The following is an 18,845-nucleotide window of genomic DNA, read 5'->3' as shown; positions in this document are numbered from 1 at the left end:
TTCTAGCAGTATGTCTCGCTCCCTTTCCACTTCAAGTATTTCTCTAAGTTTTAAGTCAATGTTTTCAATTGCATATTCAGGATCAATAAAGTAATCCGTCGACCATAACCTAACAATATTCCATCCTAGGCCTTCCAAAACTATCTGTCTTACCCGATCTCTATCTCGGGCTGCAGGAGAAGAGTGGTACGTAGCCCCATCACACTCAACACCAGCTATGTACTTGCCAGGCTTGTCTGGATGAAGTACTCCGAGATCAACTCTAAACTTACTTACTCCTACTTGTGTTTGTATTTTCCAACCTTTAATTCTTAAAGCTTGAGCTACCGCTTCTTCAAAATCACTATCAAATTGATCGACTCCATGCTCTGCAGAAGCAATCTCAGATAAAGCAATTGGCCCCTTTTCTGCAAATTCAAGGAAGTGTTTTAAGTGCTCAACGGCAACCGAGTTCGTTCTGCTTAAATCAATCATTGAAGAGTCAAAACTACTAAAGACAACAACCTCCGTGGTTGCGCGAGTAATCGCAACATTTAAGCGGCGCTCTCCCCCGCTTTTATTGAGTGGCCCAAAATTCATACTCATCGTTTTGGCTCCTGGCTCCGTAGGACCATACGCGAGACTGAGCATGATTACGTCTCTCTCATCACCCTGAACTGACTCTAGGTTCTTAACAAAAACAGGATCTCTTCCTGACCCCTCTCGAAAGTATTTTTCGATAGCAGGGTTTTGTCTTCTTGCGTCGTCTAACAGATCTTCCATCGTTCTTTGCTGATCAGTATTTAAAGTTACTACACCTATAGACTTATCTTGTTCATATTTATCCAGTAATCTTCGAACAATTTCATTTACGACTGCTTTTGCTTCAGCCGTATTGTTGCGACCCGCTCCTTTAGCATAAATTCCGTTAACTCGATGCAAAGAAACTGCTGAATCTTTTGTTTCTGAAGAAGGATAAGTTACTAATGAATTTTCATAATATTTATTATTTGAAAAAGCAATAAGGGTTTCATGCCTACTTCGATAATGCCCCATCAACCTTTTAAGCGGTAACCTCGCAGCAAGCGCTTGGTCAAGAATAGACTCTAGATCTTCTTCATCTGGATCATCCGAATTCCCTCGAGCAGAGAAAAAGTTTGTTGGGGGCATCTGTTTTGGATCACCGACAATGATTGCGTTTTTCCCTCTCGCTATAGCACCTACCGAATCCCAAGTGGTCATTTGTGATGCTTCGTCAAAAACAACCAAGTCAAATCCTCTGAAATCAGAGGGCAAAAACTGAGCAACGGACAATGGTGACATCATTAAACATGGACACAAATCCAATAACGAATGACCTAGCTCGCTAATCAAACTTCGGATTGGTATATGCCGAGTTTTTTTCTGAAGCTCTTTAGCTAATACACCAAATTGTTTCGAACTCTGCTCCATAGATTGTTGTGTAGAAGCACTCTTCGAAGCAAGTGCAACCACGTAATCGCTTGTAATCTTAGCAACACGTTCGTCTACCACTTGAAACTCTTTTATTGTTTGTTCATGCGTTGAAGCTTTGAACTTTCGAAGCTCATCGCTGGCATCAATAAGAAGTGGGGCGAGCCAATAAGAAAAAGCAACTCGAAATTGCTCATTTAACTCTTCAGGGTTACTTACTCCTGATTCCAGAGCTTTAATCATTACATCAAGCTTATTGTCATACGCCTTCTGCTTGACTGATTGCCACTCACACCAGTTTTTCAACTTGTTTGACTGAGTCTTTATATCATTAAAATTCCGATATAGTGATTCAAGTTCAGCTTGCTCGGGTATACTGACTCCAAGTTCCGCAACAATCGAATTCGAGTTTTTGAATTCTTGTACCGCCTTGGAAAAGTTATTTAGGCTTGAATATACTTTCGACTCTTCTAAAAACTCTCTCCCATCTACAAACCATTTTCTTATCGCAATCAATATTTCAGAGGGTTCATCAGTCAAGCTAACTAGGTTAGATACAATCTCACGAATTTTTTTCCCTGTTACTGCAGTGCTTTCTAATATTTCGTGAGACGTATCCCAACCTTTCCAGACCGAGTAGTCCCCAATAATGTTGATATGTTCTTCTATTGAGCTCTTAAGCTTCTGAACCGTCGCAATTTTTTCAAGAAGTAACAAATCTTCAATTTGAGACAGGCCAAACTCTTTCGCTTCGCGATTTATCTTACGCTTGCGAAATATTGCTTTAAACCAACTTGTTTTAGCTTCTTCAGCCAATTGTAGCCATCTCTCTGTGGGTAACTTAGACAAGTTGTCGCTAGTCACGCCATGCGATATGTCTTTAAGCTGCTGGTCGTAATCTGCTTTTAATACCGACAACTCTTGAATGGCTGCAATTCGTTCTTTTGAACCAGAATCTACAGCGAATGCAATATCTTCAAACGTTGCGATCATTGCCAACTCATAAGCACTTTCTAGTGCTTCAACATTTTTAAGCGTTTGGCGTATCGAGGTAAGCGAAAAACTCGATTGAACCTGTTGTGTCCAATCTATTAAGACATCGTAGTTTTTTAACCAGTCATCAATAACAGCAAGTAAATTAGACTGCCAAACATTCGACCACTCAGTAGCAAAAACTGGCATAAATGCGTTGATGTTCAAGCCCTTAATATCAGAGAATGCTAGTGCTAGCCTCCCGACTAACTCTTTAATCCTAACTAAATCCTCTTTTGTAGAAATAGGAGCTGCTGTTATGTCAGGGAGCCAATCTAGCTTGACTTTTAAGGTTTCACCATTTAATGCAACGGTAGAGATAGCGTCTCTGGCTGAGATTCCAAATGCCGATTTTCCATGTAAAGCACGAACATAATTGTTAAGCTCATCTCTCCTCGACTTGAGCTCTATAATATTCGCTTCCCATTCTTCAGAGCTTAAACCCTCTCTTTTCTGCCATGCCTTATTTAATTGTTCAAGAACTGCTCGTTTGTTCGCTTTATTGCTATGTAGTTCCAAGCAAAGATGATCCAAACCTACTTTCTGTAAACGGCGATATACCACATTCAGTGCAGCCATTTTCTCCGCGACAAAGAGTACTTTTCGCCCGAGCCCGATATTATGAGCAATGATATTAGCGATAGTCTCTGACTTTCCGGTTCCTGGTGGCCCTTCCAGAACGAAATCTTGTACACGAGCAGAAGCATCCACTGCAACCAACTGAGAACTGTCGCAGTTCAAAGGAGTATAAATCGAGGCAGGATCTAATTTCTCATCAATTTCTTCTCGTTCGATAAACGAGCTCTCTTGAGGGTATGGGTCCCTAGGGTTATCAACTAAATGCTTAACAAATAAATTTTCCTTGAGATCATCTAACCGATCTTTAAGATCTTTCCACATCAGATATTTAGCGAAAGAGAAAGAACCTAAAACTAGCTCTTCCACTAACTCAAAACCAGCTTGTTCCTTAACGGCGTCTCTTACTCTGTGCCATACATATGGTACATCTATACCACTATCATCCATCGGTAATTCATCTCGAAATTCACTTAGGTTGATATCATGCTCGGATTGCAAAAACTCAATTAGAGTAAGATTAAAAATTGGTTCTTCTTCTTGAAGTTGCTCGACGTAAACAGACGCACGAGCACTACGACGGGTAAGCTTTACGGGAATTAATAATAGAGGAGCTTTATAACTTCTTGTATCTTCTGGGTTCTCTTTCCATTTCAAAAAGCCAAGCGCTAGAAAAAGCGTATTCGAACCACCCTCTTCCAGATCATTTTTTGCTTTTCGGAACAACTCTATAGAGTTTCGCTCTAATCGATTAGGTGACTGATTAGCAATCAGAATCTTATTCTGAATTTGATTGAACGCGTAGCTTCGATGGAGATCAGACCCTGACTGAAGACGAAACAATTCGTTATCGCGCTCAGAGTCAAAGTAAGGACTTTCCTGTGCAGACTGAAACTTAAATTTTACGCCATCTGCCAACATATCTTCGATCGCAGCAATATCAGGACAATACAATTTGATCGCAATGGCTCGGTCACTAAAGTTAAGAAGGCTATTTTTCTTTGTTAAATCAAGAAGCTTGCGTGACCAAGTATCGATCCTAGTTTCTGGAGTTTCCTCTATCACTTGTTCTTCTTTTCGCACAGGGGGTAACGGTGGAACAACAGGTAACATCAGCTCAACTGAAGTATCTTCTGACGTTTTTTCTTCTCGTGTAGCTTCTACGGTTGAGAGTGGTTTTATCGCTTGCGCTCTCGCTTGAGCAATATCAATGACCATCACAAACTGTTTTTCATGTTCTTCTGATAGCAATTCTCGAGCATGCTCTCTCGACTGCTCAAAAGTAATTGGAGAGTCACTAGTAACTAAAGTCGTTTCAAACAACACTAAATCACGGTTATCTATCCGTTTTCTTACATCCTGAGGGTCATCATTTGTTAAGATAGGTAATCTTTCATCAATAAGCCAAGCACCCGAAAAAGCATGACCTTCCGTGATTGCCACGACAGGATTCAAACCCATTGCTTCGATACAACTAGCAAACAACACAGACAAATCCAAACAAGCCGCCATTCTGGAATTACTAATATCAGAAGGCAGCCTAACGCGCTGACCCAATTTCGCAAACCCCTTGGGCGGGCTTACATAAGCTAGCTTTTCTTGAAAAATTACGTTCCACAAAGCTGCGATCATTAGGTACGGCTTTTCACGTGTATTCGACTGATAGCCATCGACAGAGCGCCCATAGCCACCTTTTTCAAGAACTTGTGTAACCTTGTGAATAAGAGATTCAACATATACACCGTTGGGCTTGACAAATGCACCTAACAGAGCTGGTTGACGGATCTCTCCGCCCCAATAATCAGCAGGCAGAACATCAAGAGGAACTTTACACTCTTTGAGTACCTCCCCATCGTCACTCATCAATTTAAAAAACAAAGATAGTTTTACTTCTTCAGTTAACCCAAACAGCTTATCAAAGGGAAACTGTAACTCTTTTACTTTTAAACTTACTACCTCACCAGGCTCTAAGCGATCAATATGCCATGATGTTTCATCTAGCCAGCCTTCAACTCCTTCGAGTTTAAGAACAAGCGACCGATATGTGGGGGATTCTTGTTCCTCTTTTTTAGGGTAACTCACTCGGATAGACTTAATTATTGGATAAGAGTTTTGCTGAGCAGCAAGTGAAAAAGTCGGAGTAATATCAATATCTAATTCAATGCCGTTAATTAATGTCTCTTGGACACTTGTATCTAACACTTTCAATTCCTTCCAGCTGGCTGACATATGAAACTGAGTTAACTTTTACTCTCTCAATACATTCAAGTCTAACTGGAATTTAAAATTCTATGATTATTGATGGGTCATACAGTAAATATTGATAAAATAATATCTATTTAAACAGCTCTAACGTGAAACAAATCACAATGAAAATATGATACAGCTTATTAAGTGTATATCATATTTGGATCACCAAAGAACAAAAACGTTTATAAAACGAAGCCTTTTGATCAAGCGGTGTTGAGCTAATGATTTGGCCTAAAGCAGAGCCTCAACATGACCGATGTTCGTGGCTACTTTTAACGCTTGTTTATTGAGATTAGATGCCTCCCAAGCAACAACAACACGACTAGTGAGAGGGATATCATCAATCTCAGCGACTGTCGCGGAATCATCGAGATGTTCAGCCAGTGAGCGCGGAACGAGAGCAATACCTAACCCGGCCTGCGCCATGGCAATCGTCGTACGAAGTTGCGGTGCTGCGAACTGTGGTTCGAGCCTTACTCCTGCGTCGGCAAAAAGTGTGCTCATGCCATCAAACAATGCGGGGCCCGTCTCTCGTGGAAACAGTAAAATTTTATGGCCTCTCAACTGTTTCATCTGGATACAGGGATATTTTGCCAGTTCGTGCCCCGCCGGAATCACTGCGACAAACGGGTCGTTAAACAACACCTTGTGTTCAAAAGGCTCACTGGCGTAGCAGGGTAGCCGCATGATTGCGAGATCAAGTTGTTTGCTTTTTAACTGAGCGGCAAGCTCTGGCATTGACAGTTCCGCCGTCTGTAAATGAACCCCATTCTCTTGAATACGCCCAATCCTCTCCAATACCTTAATGCAGGTTGATGTTGACGTCGCGAACCCAATTTTAACCTGCGTATTTTCACCACGGGCAATCTGTCGGGCTTTTGCTTTAGCGCGTTCCACATCAGCAAGAATATTTACCGCATCCAAATAAAAGACTTGCCCTGCATGGGTCAGTTCTACTCCTCTAGACAAGCGCTTAAATAAGTCCACGCCAAGCTCGTGCTCTAGCTTTTTGATTTGTTGACTCAAAGGAGGTTGCGCAATCCCTAGCTGTTCAGCTGCTCGGGTAAAGTGACGAGTCTCGGCGACCGCGACAAAATACTTCAGGTAGCGAAATTCCATATATTTTCCATATCAAAATAAATCTTTTTTATATTGGATTTAGCGCCGTGTAGAAGTCAATCTAAATATACTCTTCATTGCATAACTGGTCTTACTCATGCGTGGATTTTATAACCCTCTATGTGCTTGTTCGCTTGAAGTAGCGAAAGAATTTTCTGAATACCATCACGTTACCGGAGATGGTGAGATTTATCAGACTTCGTTAATGAGTGCTTTGATCGCTGGTGTTTACGAAGGCTCGACAACCATAGAAGAACTGCTGAAACATGGGGATTTTGGTTTAGGTACGTTCAATGAATTGGATGGTGAGTTGATTGCGTTTGATAAGGAAGTTTTTCAACTCAAGTCGGATGGCTCCGCAAACCCGGCAGACCTGGCGCAAAAAACGCCCTTTGCTGTCATGACTTTTTTTAAGCCTGATATCGAGCTGCCACTGACATCGCGCATGTCACGTCATGAAGTCCATAGCCTCATAGACGACCTGGTTCCAAGCGATAACCTATTTTGCGCAGTGCGCATTGATGGCGTTTTCGATTCAGTTCGTACTCGCACCGTACCTAAACAAACACGCCCTTATCGGCCAATGCTTGAAGTGGTCAAAGAACAACCAACATTCCGCTTCACGCATAAGCAAGGCGTGGTCGCCGGCTTTCGCAGTCCTAAATATACGACTGGCATCAATGTGCCCGGCTATCACGAACACTTTATTACCGATGACCGCCAAGGAGGTGGTCATATTCAGGATTACAGCATTTCGTCAGGGTTCCTCCAGATTGGCAAAGTCTCGCGGCTAGTGATTGATACCCCAATATCGACAGACTTCCTCAACGCCAATTTGGCTCCGGAAGATATAAATACCGCCATAGAAAAGGCGGAAAAGTAACAAAGTCAGGCAAATAATAAGGACAACAAATGCAATCCAAACCTTCAAATAAAAATGGAGCTCAGTTGCTCGCTCAACAGCTAGAGTCTCTCGGCATTAAGTACATTTTCGGTATTCCCGGTGCAAAAATCGATCGACTGTTCGATGCGATTGAAGACACTAACATCCAAATGATTCCGGTACGTCACGAGGCTAACGGCGCATTTATGGCGGGCGTTATGGGAAGACTAACCGGCAAAGCAGGCGTCACAATGGTTACGTCAGGCCCTGGCTGTGGAAATCTAGTTACGGGGGTTGCAACAGCAAACTCCGAAGGCGATCCGCTGATTGCTATCGGTGGTGCGGTGAAACGAACTGACCAGCAAAAACAAACACACCAGAGCATGGATACCGTCAGTATTTTTCGCTCTATAACTAAGTTCAGTGCTGAAGTGCAGCATGTGGACGCCGCAAGCGAGATCATGGCGAACGCATTTCGTATCGCAGAGTCAGGTCGTCCTGGGGCTTGCTTTTTGAGTCTCCCCCAAGATGTTTTATCCGAGCAAACCCAAACGGACATTATTGTCCCCTCGCCTTACACACAGCCTGGTTGCGCAGACATCGCAGCAATCGAAGAAGCGGTCAGTCGAATCAGTAAAGCAAAGCGCAGTGTGGTTTTACTTGGCCTTCACGCGAGCCGCAGTCAAAACGCTGCTGCTATCGCCCGATTTCTTCAAAATACGCAGCTACCCGTTGTCGGCACTTACCAGGCCGCCGGCACGGTAGACATCAATTACTATCATCACTTTGCTGGGCGTGTCGGTTTGTTTAATAACCAACCTGGCGATGTTTTACTGCGGGACGCCGATTTAATTCTCACCATCGGCTTTAGCCCAATAGAGTATGACCCTGAGCTTTGGAACAGCCACCGCAACCCAGTGATTCACCTCGATATTGAACCAGCAGAATACCAACTTAATTATCAACCTTGTGTTGAAATCGTCGGAAACATTGCGCAGTCATTAGACAAAATGGGCAGCTATATCTCTGAATATGCTCGCCTTTCCCCAACGGCACTTTCAGTACTGGAAGAGGTAGCACTGCAACGGCAAGTGATCAAGACCTATCCCAATGTCTATAACAAGCAAGGGTTTCATCCACTGGCGCTAATTAAAGCCATGCAATCTATCATCACACCAGATACCACGCTATGCCTTGATATGGGGAGCTTCCACATCTGGATCGCTCGTTACTTAAGCTGTTTTCGAGCTCGCCAAATGCTGGTGTCTAACGGCCAACAAACAATGGGCGTTGCACTACCATGGGCCATTGGTGCCAGCCTACTAAAACCTGGTAGCAAAGTGGTATCGATATCGGGAGACGGCGGTTTTATGCAATCGAGCATGGAGTTAGAAACCGCGGTTAGACTGAACTGCAATATCGTCCATATTGTGTGGGTTGATAACGCCTACAACATGGTAGAAATGCAAGAGATCAACAAATATCAGCGCTGCTCTGGTGTGAAATTTGGACCAATTGATTTCAAGGCCTACGCCGAGTCATTTGGCGCGAAAGGCTTCGCAGTGACTAGTCAACACGAATTGCTACCGACATTGAATAAAGCCATGGACGTTGAAGGACCAGCAGTGGTGGCTATCCCAGTAGATTACAGCGACAACGACAAACTGATGTTGCCGCGCACAGAGAAAAATCAAGATCCCGTTTTTATAAGTTTCGAAGGAGAAATCGCATGAGAGGATTAAAAAATAAAGTCGCACTCGTCACTGGTTCTGCCAATGGTATTGGTTTGGCCATCGCAAAACGTTTGTATGAAGAAGGCGCAAACGTCGCTCTTGCCGATTGGAATGAAGAGCAGTTGGCAAACGCCGTTGAGGGCTTTGATAAACAGCGTGTGTCGGCACATTCCATTGATGTTTCTGATCCAGACAAAGTCGCAGCACTGATTTCTGATGTTGTTACCCGTTTCGGTAAACTGGATATTTTAGTAAACAATGCTGGCGTACATGTCCCAGGTTCCGTGATTGAAGGTAGTGTGGAAGACTGGAAGAAGATCTCTGGTGTAAACATTGATGGTGTTGTTTATTGCTCGAAGTTTGCTTTGCCTGAACTCTTAAAAACGAAAGGTTGTATGGTAAATACCGCGTCCGTTTCCGGTTTGGGTGGTGACTGGGGTGCCGCATTCTATTGCGCGAGTAAAGGCGCAGTGGTGAACCTTACCCGAGCGATGGCATTGGACCATGGTGCGGATGGGGTAAGAATTAACGCCGTATGCCCAAGTTTAGTAAAAACCAACATGACAAACGGCTGGCCGCAGGACATCCGCGATAAATTCAATGAGCGCATTGCGCTTGGCCGAGCAGCCGAACCTGAAGAAATTGCGTCTGTCGTGACTTTCTTGGCAAGTGATGACGCATCTTTCATTAATGGCGTAAACCTACCTGTAGACGGCGGTGCCACCGCATCAGATGGTCAGCCTAAAATAGTGTAAGCATTAACACTGATTGAACAGAATTTTTAACTGTAAGGTATCCACGCAAAAAAAGAGCCGAGTTTGTACTCGGCTCTTGTGTGCCTGTTCTTAAGCCTGCGACGTTGCTAAACCTGCCGACGCGCCGCCTAATAACACATGATTAAATTCCATTCGAGATTCTTGGGCTTGCTCAGACAGTTCTTGTTTCTTCTGTTGAGCCAACTCAAGCGCTTCGGTTAGTTGCTGTAGCTCTGTTTGCATATCTTCTGGTAAATGATGGTCCGAAAACCCAGATTCACAGCTGTGTTCTAAGGCAAATGCGCGAATTCTCTTACGCTTGCTCATCAGGGCCGCCATTGCTTCGCGCTCTTCTTCAGCCGCCTGTTGAGCTAAGTCTTTAAAGCGCTCAAATTTCGCCAAAGCCATTCCCTCTGTTGACCAAGGGTCAATTTCCGGCAGTTCTTCAATGTTAATGGTTGGCTCTTCGTATTCTGCTTGATGTTTAATATCTAGGCTCGCCGCTCGGACAAAGGACACCATCAACATCACCGAGATAACTAACAACGGTAAACCTCCCACGATCGCAGCGGTTTGTAATGTCGATAAACCTCCCATGAACATTAGGACGGTTGGCAGAAAAGACAAAGTAAACGCCCAGAACAAACGGTTCCAGCGCATCGGTTCTTCCGTCACATCATTTTGAACCACAGACGCAAGAATGTACGAGATAGAGTCAAACGAAGTCGCCGTAAAAATGATACACAATAGTGTAAAAACACCAATAACGATTGGCCCTAACGGTAATGTGTCTAACGTTGCAAAAATAGCCGCTGGCGCGCCTGATTCGTTGAGGATTGCAATGACATCAAGCTCACCCGTCAATTGCAACGATAAACCATAGTTACCTAAAACAATGAAGAATAAGAAACAACCTAAAGAACCGTAAAATATAGAACCTACGACCATCTGTTTGATCGTTCTTCCACGCGAGATACGCGCAACAAACAATCCCATACAAGGAGCAAAGACCAACCACCATGCCCAGTAGAAAATAGTCCAGTCTTGCGGGAAGTGTGTATCTGTAAACTCACCATAACCACCAAACGGCTCCGCCCAGGTAGCCATAACAAAGAAGTTAGACAACATACGACCAATTGAATCTAAGCCCGTTTCTAACATGAACACGGTTGGCCCAACGGCAAGTATAAAGAGTAACAAGCCCATCGCACCCCAGAAGTTAATGTTACTAAGGAATTTGATCCCCTTCTCAAGCCCTGCATACGCGGAGTAACCAAAAATAGCAGTACAGAGAAGTAATACAGCCACTTGGCTGAAGGTATTGTTTGGAAGACCGAAGATATGATGTAGACCACCATTGATAAGAGGCGCTGCTAAGCCAAGCGTAGTCGCCGCGCCACCCAACATACCAAAAATAAACAACACATCAATAAACTTGCCAATACCACCGTTTGCACGCTTTTCTCCTAATACAGGCATTAACGCACTAGAGATTTTCAAAACAGGTTGTTTGCGTACATAAAAGAAGTAAGCGATAGGCAGAGCAGGAATAAGGTAAATTGACCAAGCGATCGGTCCCCAGTGAAACAGACCATAAGTCGCGGCCCAGCGAATGGCTTCTTCACTGCCTGCTTCCAACTGAAATGGTGGTGATTGATAGTAGTATGCCCACTCGATACACCCCCAATACAGAATACTTGCGCCAATACCTCCACAAAATAGCATTGCAGCCCATGAGGCGTTACCAAATTCTGGTTGCTCGTCGGCTTCACCAAGTTTGATTTGGCCAAGATCGCTGAACACGGTGTAAATCATAAAACACATTGCTGCGATACCCAGTGCGAGGTATAACACACCAAGCTTATCGGTCATGAAAAATTTGGCCGAAGCTATCCAATCCGCACCTTGTGTGGGAAATAAAATTAAGGGTATAACGACGCTGAGTAAAAGAAAGAGTGAGCCTAAGAAGGTAGGCTTATCGATGAGAGAAAATGATTTGTCCATATTATATATCCTTATGTTTTCAAAGGACATGATCTACACTTCTCACAACTTCGCCAATTCACAACACTTATCGTTACCACAAGAATAATTGTCTTTAAAAGATGCATTATGTGACGCTGATTTTGTATTCATTATTTGATGCCATAGCGTTTAAATACGGCAACTTTTCTGCCACACCATCCAGCGCTCTCTACCTTTAAAAACCTCAACACTGTTTGCCACCACTGAGGCTTCCACAAGCTTAAACGTCGGTTCTAGATAACCCTCCAACTCCCCACTTCGCAAACAAAATGGAGGGAAGCGAGAGTGGTACTTATCATCTATAACGAAATAACCAATTAACAAACCGTCTCTTGGCAGCAATTTATCCACCATAGCAAAGTAATCTGGCCACTGGTCTCTCGGTAGTTCAGCGAGAAAGGATTGATTTTGGCGCAACATGGATGGATGCAGAACTCGCAGCCCCAGCCAATGACAGCGCTTGGCAGACGTTCAACGCCAAAGTGACATTCCCCAAAGCGGGCTACTACGAAGTTTGGGCAAAAGCGACTGATGACCAAGAGGTGGGCCAACCTTTTGCTATCGCATGGAACCCGAAAGGTTACCTCAACAACACCTTCCACCGAATCGCGCTGATTGTTAAGGGTTAAACATGAAGGGGGAATAACAGTGAAAGCAACATTCTTAAATAAGCGGGTTTTCCCGCTCTCGTTTACTTTTCTCGCGCTGTTAAGTTACTCAGCCTTAGCAAACACTGACGAGTTGATAGCCGCAGGCGAACAGCAAGCGATGGTGTGTAAAGCTTGTCACCAGTTTGAAAAATGGAGGAAGTGTTTGTGGGGCCGCCGCCTCTTTGGGGCTTAGCAGAGCGTGATATTGCCGGCTTCAATTACAGCGAAGCCATCAAACAGCATCAAGGTCAATGGGACGCAGAAAAACTGGATGCTTTTTTTGGCGTCACCACCGGAGTTTGCTCCGGGCACAAACATGGTCTTTCCCGGCGTAAAAGACCCGGGTGCGCGAGCCGCAATCATTGCATGGCTAGCAACCCAAAACCCTACGCCACCAGATTGGAATACTGTTTCATCTGAAGTGGAGGTCAAATCAGCTGGTGATGGGATATTAGCGCCAGGAGAGAATATGGAACTCGTCGCGGCAGTCTGCTCAGCCTGTCATTCGTTACACATGGTCACACAACAATGACTAAGCCATTCTGAAATACCTTTCGACCTATTATGGGGGGTAACTCCCGCCTTTAAAACTAACGCTTATTGATATTTTACATACGTATTCTTCCTATGTGAGTATCCCCTCAACAGGAATAGAGTGAAGTAACCTCTGTTATTTCACAGTATGTATCGATGAGGTTTAAAAGATTGAAGGCAGAAGAGTTTTTTGACAACCATTACCTTTCTATTTGGGTTTTTCTTGTTGGCGTGGCAGTCATTACCTTGATTATGATGGGAGGCGGCATGGCAGTAACGTTGCTGGCAATATTGATTGACCAGTCGTCTGAGCACTTAACTACTGATACTTTCTTGGCTCTAAACTTTTCTTTTGTTGGGGTCATGACTCTACTGCTTGTTATCCCAAACATGATGATTGTTAGAGGCAAACCTAAAGCGGCAGAAATCAACTTAATCAATATTTACTTTCAGTTCCTTGTTTACGCTCTTGGCCTATTCCTTCTTGAAGATGAACATAAACTTTTTTTTGTTAGTTTTGTACTTTTTCCTATTATCGGTCTCTGGCTCATGGCATCGACCAAATATCATACATTTGTGACTTACTTTTCAGCGATTAAAAAAGAACCAGACAGTTTCCGCGAATACTTTCTAAAGAATTCTCAGTGACGACTAACACTTCTGCCACACCATCCATTGTTCTCTGCCTTTAAAAACCTCAACACTGTTTGCCACCACTGAGGATTCCACAAGCTTAAACGCCGGTTCTAGATAACCCTCCAACTCCCCACTTCGCAAACAAAATGGAGGGAAGCGTGATAGGTAATTATCATCAATGACGAAAAAACCAATTAGAAAACCTCCGCTTGGCAATAATTTATCCACCATAGAGAAATATTCTGACCACATGTCTCTCGGTAGTGCTGCGAGAAAGGCCCGCTCGTAAATGACATCAAACGAGTGAGAAAAATCGGCATTAAATACATCACCCAATACGACTTTATCTTTGTAGTTACCTAACGTTGATTGCGCCATTTTTACCGCTTCTTGGCTGTAATCCATCGCGATCACGTCATGCCCATATTGAATAAAAGTGCTCAGTTCATAAGCGGCACCACACCCAGGAATAAACACTGACTGGCCTACATGAAGTGAATTGTCGAGATAGTCCTTGAGTTCTTGAGGTGTCGATTGGGCATCCCAAGGCATAGTGCCTCGGATAAACAAATCATCCCAGAATTGTGTGTTAATCATTGGTGCCTGTTTCATTTACCCGCTCCCTTATTGCGGTAGTAAAAAATAAAGGGATACGCAGCGCAATGTGGTATCCCTTTTCTAGCCTTTTGTCTGACGTTGTTAGTTTTTAATGACAACCACTTTCTACTGCACTTATGCCACCAATGAGTTAACTGCGAAGATCATTGATTAACGGCTGCTCCGCTTGGTTCGGTACAAACTGGACATTGCCTTTCAGTTTAGTGACAGACTGGAGTGTTGCTTGAATGTCCTCTGCTGATACATGCACATCATGACAACAGAAAGTAATGGCATCGTTGAAGCCATCGCGCTCAATTTTCAAGGAGCCTTTAATATCGTGACGACGACAGACTTCTTGGATCTGATGCGGATAAACAAACAGCCCTTTTACTTTCACCGCGGAGTCTGCTCGTCCCATCCAGCCCTTAATTCGTGCATTCGTGCGTGAAGAATCAGAACTTGTCTCTAGATATGCCGATAAATCTCCCGTTGCGTAGCGAATCAGCGGGAACTTCTCATCAAGCGAGGTTACAACGACTTCACCGACTTCTCCCGGTTGTACAGGAACACCATCAGGATCAACGATTTCAACAATAATATCTTCGGCAATCACTAATCCTTGTTCACCAGACACTTGATAAGCAATCAAGCCAAGCTCTGCACTTGCGTAGGCTTGAAAGACTGCAATGCCTTTTTCCTCAAACATCTGTTGCATGTCTGCTGTAACCGCTTCACCAGAGACCAGAGCTTTCTCAAAGCTAGGCTGCTCATCGTATTTCTCTTGGTACTTTTGTAGCAACGTCAGCAAATACGAAGGTGTACCAGTGTAACCATTAGGTTGAAGCTGTTTAATTGCCTCTATTTGCGCTTCGGTATTGCCTACTCCAGCCGGAAATACCGCACAGCCACAAGCCCTTGCGCCACCATCCATAATAAATCCGCCAGGAGAGAAATGGTAAGAGAGCGTGTTATGCACTAAATCACCCGCACAGAACCCAGCAGCGTGAAACGCGCGCCCCATACGCCAGAAATCGGCCTCATCCGTTTGAGCCTCATATAAAGGCCCAGGAGACTGAAAAACACGCGCCATTTGACCAATGGCAACGCTATTTAAGCCACCAAACGGCGGTTTAAGTTGCTGCTGATTAGGTACATTGAACTTACGTGTAATCGGGAACTGAGCAAGCCCTTCACGATTGTTTGCCAATGTAGGATCTAACTCAGAAAAATGCGCTGCGTAATGTTCGCTATTGGCTTTCGAATTTTCAATCAGCGCAGGCAAACGTTGAAACAGCGACTCTTCTCGCGCCTGTAGAGACAACGATTCTTTCGCATCAAATAGTTCGTTCATCCTTGCTCCTTACAACCAACGCTTACGACGTTTGTAAGATTTCAGATTCTTAAAGCTCTTGCGATCTTCATCGCCGCCGCCAAGGTAGAATTCTTTTACGTCTTCATTGTTTAGCAATTCGTGCTTGCTGCCATCTAGTACGATTTTGCCTGATTCCATGATGTAACCGTAATCGGCCGCTTGAAGAGCGAAGTTGGCATTCTGCTCAACCAAAAGCATGGTAATACCTTGCTCTTTGTTGATCTTGTTAATAATGCTGAATACTTCTTTAACTAGCAGTGGAGAAAGCCCCATAGACGGTTCGTCCAACAAAATCATCTTCGGTCGAGCCATTAATGCTCGGCCAATCGCTAACATTTGTTGCTCACCGCCAGACAAATAGCCCGCCAGGCCAGTGCGCTCTTTGAGTCGCGGGAAATAGTCAAACACCATTTCGATGTCTTGTTCAACTTCGTTGTCAGTGCGTGTATAAGCGCCTAAGCGAAGATTTTCTATTACCGTCATATCTTCAACAATTCGGCGCCCTTCCATAACTTGGAAGATGCCCGAACGGACGATCTCTTCCGGGTTTTTGTTGTCTATACGCTCGCCCATGAAGTTGATTTCGCCGCGCGTCACTTCACCATCTTCGGTTTTCAATAAACCAGAAATGGCTTTCAACGTTGTGGATTTACCCGCACCGTTGGCGCCCAGTAAGGTCACAATCTGCCCTTTTGGAACTTCTAAACTCACACCGCGAAGTACTAGTATTACTTCGTCGTAGACGACTTCAATGTTGTTCACTGAAAGCAGTATTTCTGCCGGTTCGATATTCGTTGCTAATTCAGCCATCAAACTACTCCTTGCTAGGGTGAGAGTGTTCTCTCACCCATCCTTATTTTCAGTAAGCTTTGTTATTAATAAGTCGTAGATTAGTAACCTAGCCAATCGTCACGACGTGACAATGTCACCTGAGATACTTTCTTAATATCAACTGCGCCGCCATCGTTGTTGCCCATAAAGACGTTCACGGTTGTTGTGCCTCGGTGATCTTCCGGTTTCCAGTTCGCAGGGACACAAACACCTTCTAAGCCTTGTGGTACCCAGTTGTCATGGACATACATGCCCTTCTTGATGTTTTCACCTGTGATGCCACCGTTGTCTTTCGCCCACTCCATTGCTTCTTTCATATAGAACGCAGAACAAATACCGCGAATGTAATGGTGAGTTCTGAATTCGCCCGGCTCTGATTCAGACTGCTTAGAAATCTCACGGACCAGTTTCATGCCTTCATTATCATCTCCCCAAAACGCTGTCATACCTGGGAAAACGTAATCTTTAAGGCCATCGCCTGCTGCTTCAAGCACTGGCTTATCGCCGCCCCAAATGTTTGCCATGTACTGGAACTCTGTCCCAACCGTGTTACAAGACTTCACTAGTGAGATAACCGAGCTACCGATATTAGCAATGTAACCGTAGTTGGTGCCTGACTCTTTCAGCGACAAACATTGCGCTTTGAAGTCCCCTGGTTTTAGTGACACAACGACTGGGTTTTGCACATCAAAACCAAGCTCTTTGGCGTACTCTGCACACGCTTCTTTTGGCGCATTCGGGAATGGATGGTTATCGCCAATGTGCGTAAATTTCGGCGCACCTTGATTGCCCTTAGATTCCCAATCTTCTTTCGCCCACTTAACTAGCGCACGGCACGCATCTGAGTACGACGCACCATAAAAGAAATTATAAGGCGCTGGTTTCGCGGTTTTTGGGTTTTTGCCAGTTGGGTCAGTTAAGTGACCAGAGTAAGAAGCAGAGAACACCGGCACTTTGTCTTTGGTAACAAACGAAATAAGTGCTTCGGTATCCGCCGTACCCCAACCTTGCAGCGCAACCATGTCTTTACGCGCCACCCAACGTTTATAGTTGGAAATCGCCACTGGTACTTTGTACGCCATGTCTACTGTTTCAAATTCGAGCTCGGTACCGTTAATGCCACCGTTTTGGTTAATCCAACGCAATGCGTCTCGCACGCCAGAACCATAAGGCTTGCTTACATAGGCAGTTGGTCCAGAAAAGTCGACTAATTGCCCGACAAACACAGAATCTTTTGCCCAAGTTGCGGTAGTAAACAGTGCAGATGACAGCACCAACGTTGTCGCTAAATGTCCTTTGTTCATAACTCGTTGTCCTTGTTATTGAGGTATATTCCACTTAATTCCACGTTAATATGAGAACGGATAGTGTTTCCAATATGCTCGAATCTGTTGCCAGCGATGCGATAATCCTTGAGGTTCGAAAATGAGGAACAGCATGATGACTAAACCAATCGCCATCTCTTTGAAGTAAGCCAGACCATCAGTGAAAGCGGTGGTATCACCAAACGCTGAAAGCCCCGTTACGCCAAACTCTAAAACTTCAGGCAGAAGTACGATAAATATCGTACCCATCAGCGTACCTTTGACTGAGCCTAAGCCACCAATGATGATCATGGCCAAAAACTGGATAGACATCATGATGGTGAAACCTTCTGCTGATACAAACCCTAGATAATGTCCGTAGAGTGCACCCCCGATGCCCGCATAGAATGCACACACTCCAAATGAGAGCAGACGATACTTGGTTAGGTTGATGCCCATGATCTCTGCTGACAGATAGTGATCTCGTACTGAGACAAACGCGCGACCGTCACGAGAACGGATTAAGTTTGATGCCCACATATACATGAAGATCAGCGCAAACAGAGCGATATAGAAGAAGCTTTCGTCAGTCGTAAACTCAAAGCCAAACAAATTAATTGGGTTCGCGCTTGCACCGTATGAGCCGCCACTGAACCAATCTGCGCGAGCAAAGAAGTCCTCTAGAATAAACTGCGCCGCCAACGTTGCGATAGCTAGGTATAAACCTTTAATTCGAGCCGCTGGCAGACCAAACAGCATCCCCACAATCATGGTTAAGTAACCCGCGAGCGGAATCGCAAACACGACTGGAATGTTAAACTGGTTATTTAGCCAAGCCGATGCAAAGGCGCCAAAGCCAAAGAACGCACCGTGACCTAGCGAGATTTGTCCGGTAAAACCAACCAAAATGTTTAAGCCCAATGCCGCGATACCGAGGTATGCAATCTGAATAAACAGGTTTAGGAAGTAAATATCCAAGACCAGCGGTGCTGCCAGCATGGCGATGACACCAGCAATCGCAAGGCTTCTGATGGTTTTGGTTTCAAAAATTGGCGTATCGCTTTTGTATGTGGTTCGAAAATCCCCACATGGGCGCATGCTAAGTTGAGCCATG

13 protein-coding genes and 2 pseudogenes are annotated in these 18,845 nt (G+C 44.4%); 6 read left to right on the top strand and 9 right to left on the bottom strand.

The genetic code is table 11. The features are described 5' to 3' along the window. The coding region (locus R7041_RS05445) for a DUF4011 domain-containing protein (protein ID WP_318114695.1) at nt 1–5,241 on the bottom strand (5,241 nt) is incomplete at its 3' end. Nucleotides 5,242–5,520: 279 nt separating this feature from the next. Further along, on the bottom strand, nt 5,521–6,408 hold the full coding sequence (locus tag R7041_RS05440) for a LysR family transcriptional regulator (protein ID WP_064369314.1): 888 nt from the start codon (nt 6,406–6,408) through the stop codon (nt 5,521–5,523). A 97-nt stretch (nt 6,409–6,505) separates the two neighbouring features. Between R7041_RS05440 and budA the strand changes: the two genes are divergently transcribed. The 3 genes from budA to R7041_RS05425 are packed head-to-tail and all read left to right on the top strand — an operon-like array spanning nt 6,506 to nt 9,779. Further along, nucleotides 6,506–7,291, top strand: coding sequence for an acetolactate decarboxylase (gene budA, locus R7041_RS05435; protein WP_064369315.1), 786 nt, complete (start codon nt 6,506–6,508; stop codon nt 7,289–7,291). A gap of 29 nt (nt 7,292–7,320) precedes the next feature. Beyond that, the gene (alsS, locus tag R7041_RS05430; protein WP_064369316.1) at nt 7,321–9,024 is read left to right on the top strand and encodes an acetolactate synthase AlsS; all 1,704 of its coding nucleotides are present in this window, start codon (nt 7,321–7,323) and stop codon (nt 9,022–9,024) included. After that, nucleotides 9,021–9,779, top strand: a complete 759-nt coding sequence (locus tag R7041_RS05425) for an SDR family NAD(P)-dependent oxidoreductase (RefSeq protein WP_064369317.1) — start codon at nt 9,021–9,023, stop codon at nt 9,777–9,779. The genes alsS and R7041_RS05425 overlap by 4 nt, the downstream gene beginning before the upstream one ends. A 90-nt stretch (nt 9,780–9,869) precedes the next feature. Here the strand turns inward: R7041_RS05425 and R7041_RS05420 are convergent, their stop codons facing one another. After that, nucleotides 9,870–11,783, bottom strand: a complete 1,914-nt coding sequence (locus R7041_RS05420; protein ID WP_064369318.1) for a BCCT family transporter — start codon at nt 11,781–11,783, stop codon at nt 9,870–9,872. 150 nt (nt 11,784–11,933) lie between these two features. After that, on the bottom strand, nt 11,934–12,224 hold the full coding sequence (locus R7041_RS05415; RefSeq protein ID WP_017633689.1) for a hypothetical protein: 291 nt from the start codon (nt 12,222–12,224) through the stop codon (nt 11,934–11,936). On the opposite strand from R7041_RS05415, the pseudogene R7041_RS05410 reads away from it, so the two are divergent. The 3 genes and pseudogenes from R7041_RS05410 to R7041_RS05400 all read left to right on the top strand — a co-directional run. After that, nucleotides 12,209–12,433, top strand: a pseudogene (locus tag R7041_RS05410) (molybdopterin containing oxidoreductase); the annotation flags it as partial. The gene R7041_RS05415 and the pseudogene R7041_RS05410 sit on opposite strands and share 16 nt — an antisense overlap. Before the next feature lie 76 nt (nt 12,434–12,509). Continuing rightward, nucleotides 12,510–12,983: pseudogene (locus R7041_RS05405) on the top strand (c-type cytochrome); the annotation flags it as partial. A 176-nt stretch (nt 12,984–13,159) separates the two neighbouring features. Continuing rightward, nucleotides 13,160–13,636, top strand: a complete 477-nt coding sequence (locus R7041_RS05400) for a hypothetical protein (RefSeq protein WP_155604258.1) — start codon at nt 13,160–13,162, stop codon at nt 13,634–13,636. Nucleotides 13,637–13,639: 3 nt separating this feature from the next. Here the strand turns inward: R7041_RS05400 and R7041_RS05395 are convergent, their stop codons facing one another. The 5 genes from R7041_RS05395 to R7041_RS05375 all read right to left on the bottom strand — a co-directional run bounded on the left by R7041_RS05395 (nt 13,640) and on the right by R7041_RS05375 (nt 18,844). After that, complete coding sequence (locus R7041_RS05395) at nt 13,640–14,236, bottom strand: methyltransferase domain-containing protein (RefSeq protein WP_064369320.1); 597 nt, start codon at nt 14,234–14,236, stop codon at nt 13,640–13,642. A 136-nt stretch (nt 14,237–14,372) separates the two neighbouring features. Beyond that, the gene (locus tag R7041_RS05390; protein ID WP_064369321.1) at nt 14,373–15,575 is read right to left on the bottom strand and encodes a phenylacetate--CoA ligase family protein; all 1,203 of its coding nucleotides are present in this window, start codon (nt 15,573–15,575) and stop codon (nt 14,373–14,375) included. A 9-nt stretch (nt 15,576–15,584) separates the two neighbouring features. Continuing rightward, entirely contained in the window at nt 15,585–16,406 is an 822-nt protein-coding gene (locus tag R7041_RS05385; RefSeq protein ID WP_054574668.1) for an ABC transporter ATP-binding protein, read from the bottom strand. A gap of 80 nt (nt 16,407–16,486) precedes the next feature. Beyond that, nucleotides 16,487–17,731 carry an ABC transporter substrate-binding protein gene (locus tag R7041_RS05380; RefSeq protein WP_005373285.1) on the bottom strand — a complete coding sequence of 415 codons (1,245 nt, stop codon included), beginning with the start codon at nt 17,729–17,731 and terminating at the stop codon, nt 16,487–16,489. Between the two features lie 45 nt (nt 17,732–17,776). Next, the gene (locus R7041_RS05375) at nt 17,777–18,844 is read right to left on the bottom strand and encodes a branched-chain amino acid ABC transporter permease (protein WP_005382737.1); all 1,068 of its coding nucleotides are present in this window, start codon (nt 18,842–18,844) and stop codon (nt 17,777–17,779) included. Nucleotide 18,845: the final 1 nt, after the last annotated feature.

Origin of the sequence: Vibrio sp. 1751 (assembly GCF_033339895.1) — a bacterium.
GTDB lineage: Bacteria > Pseudomonadota > Gammaproteobacteria > Enterobacterales > Vibrionaceae > Vibrio > Vibrio alginolyticus.
This window is presented reverse-complemented; position numbering and strand designations above follow the sequence as displayed.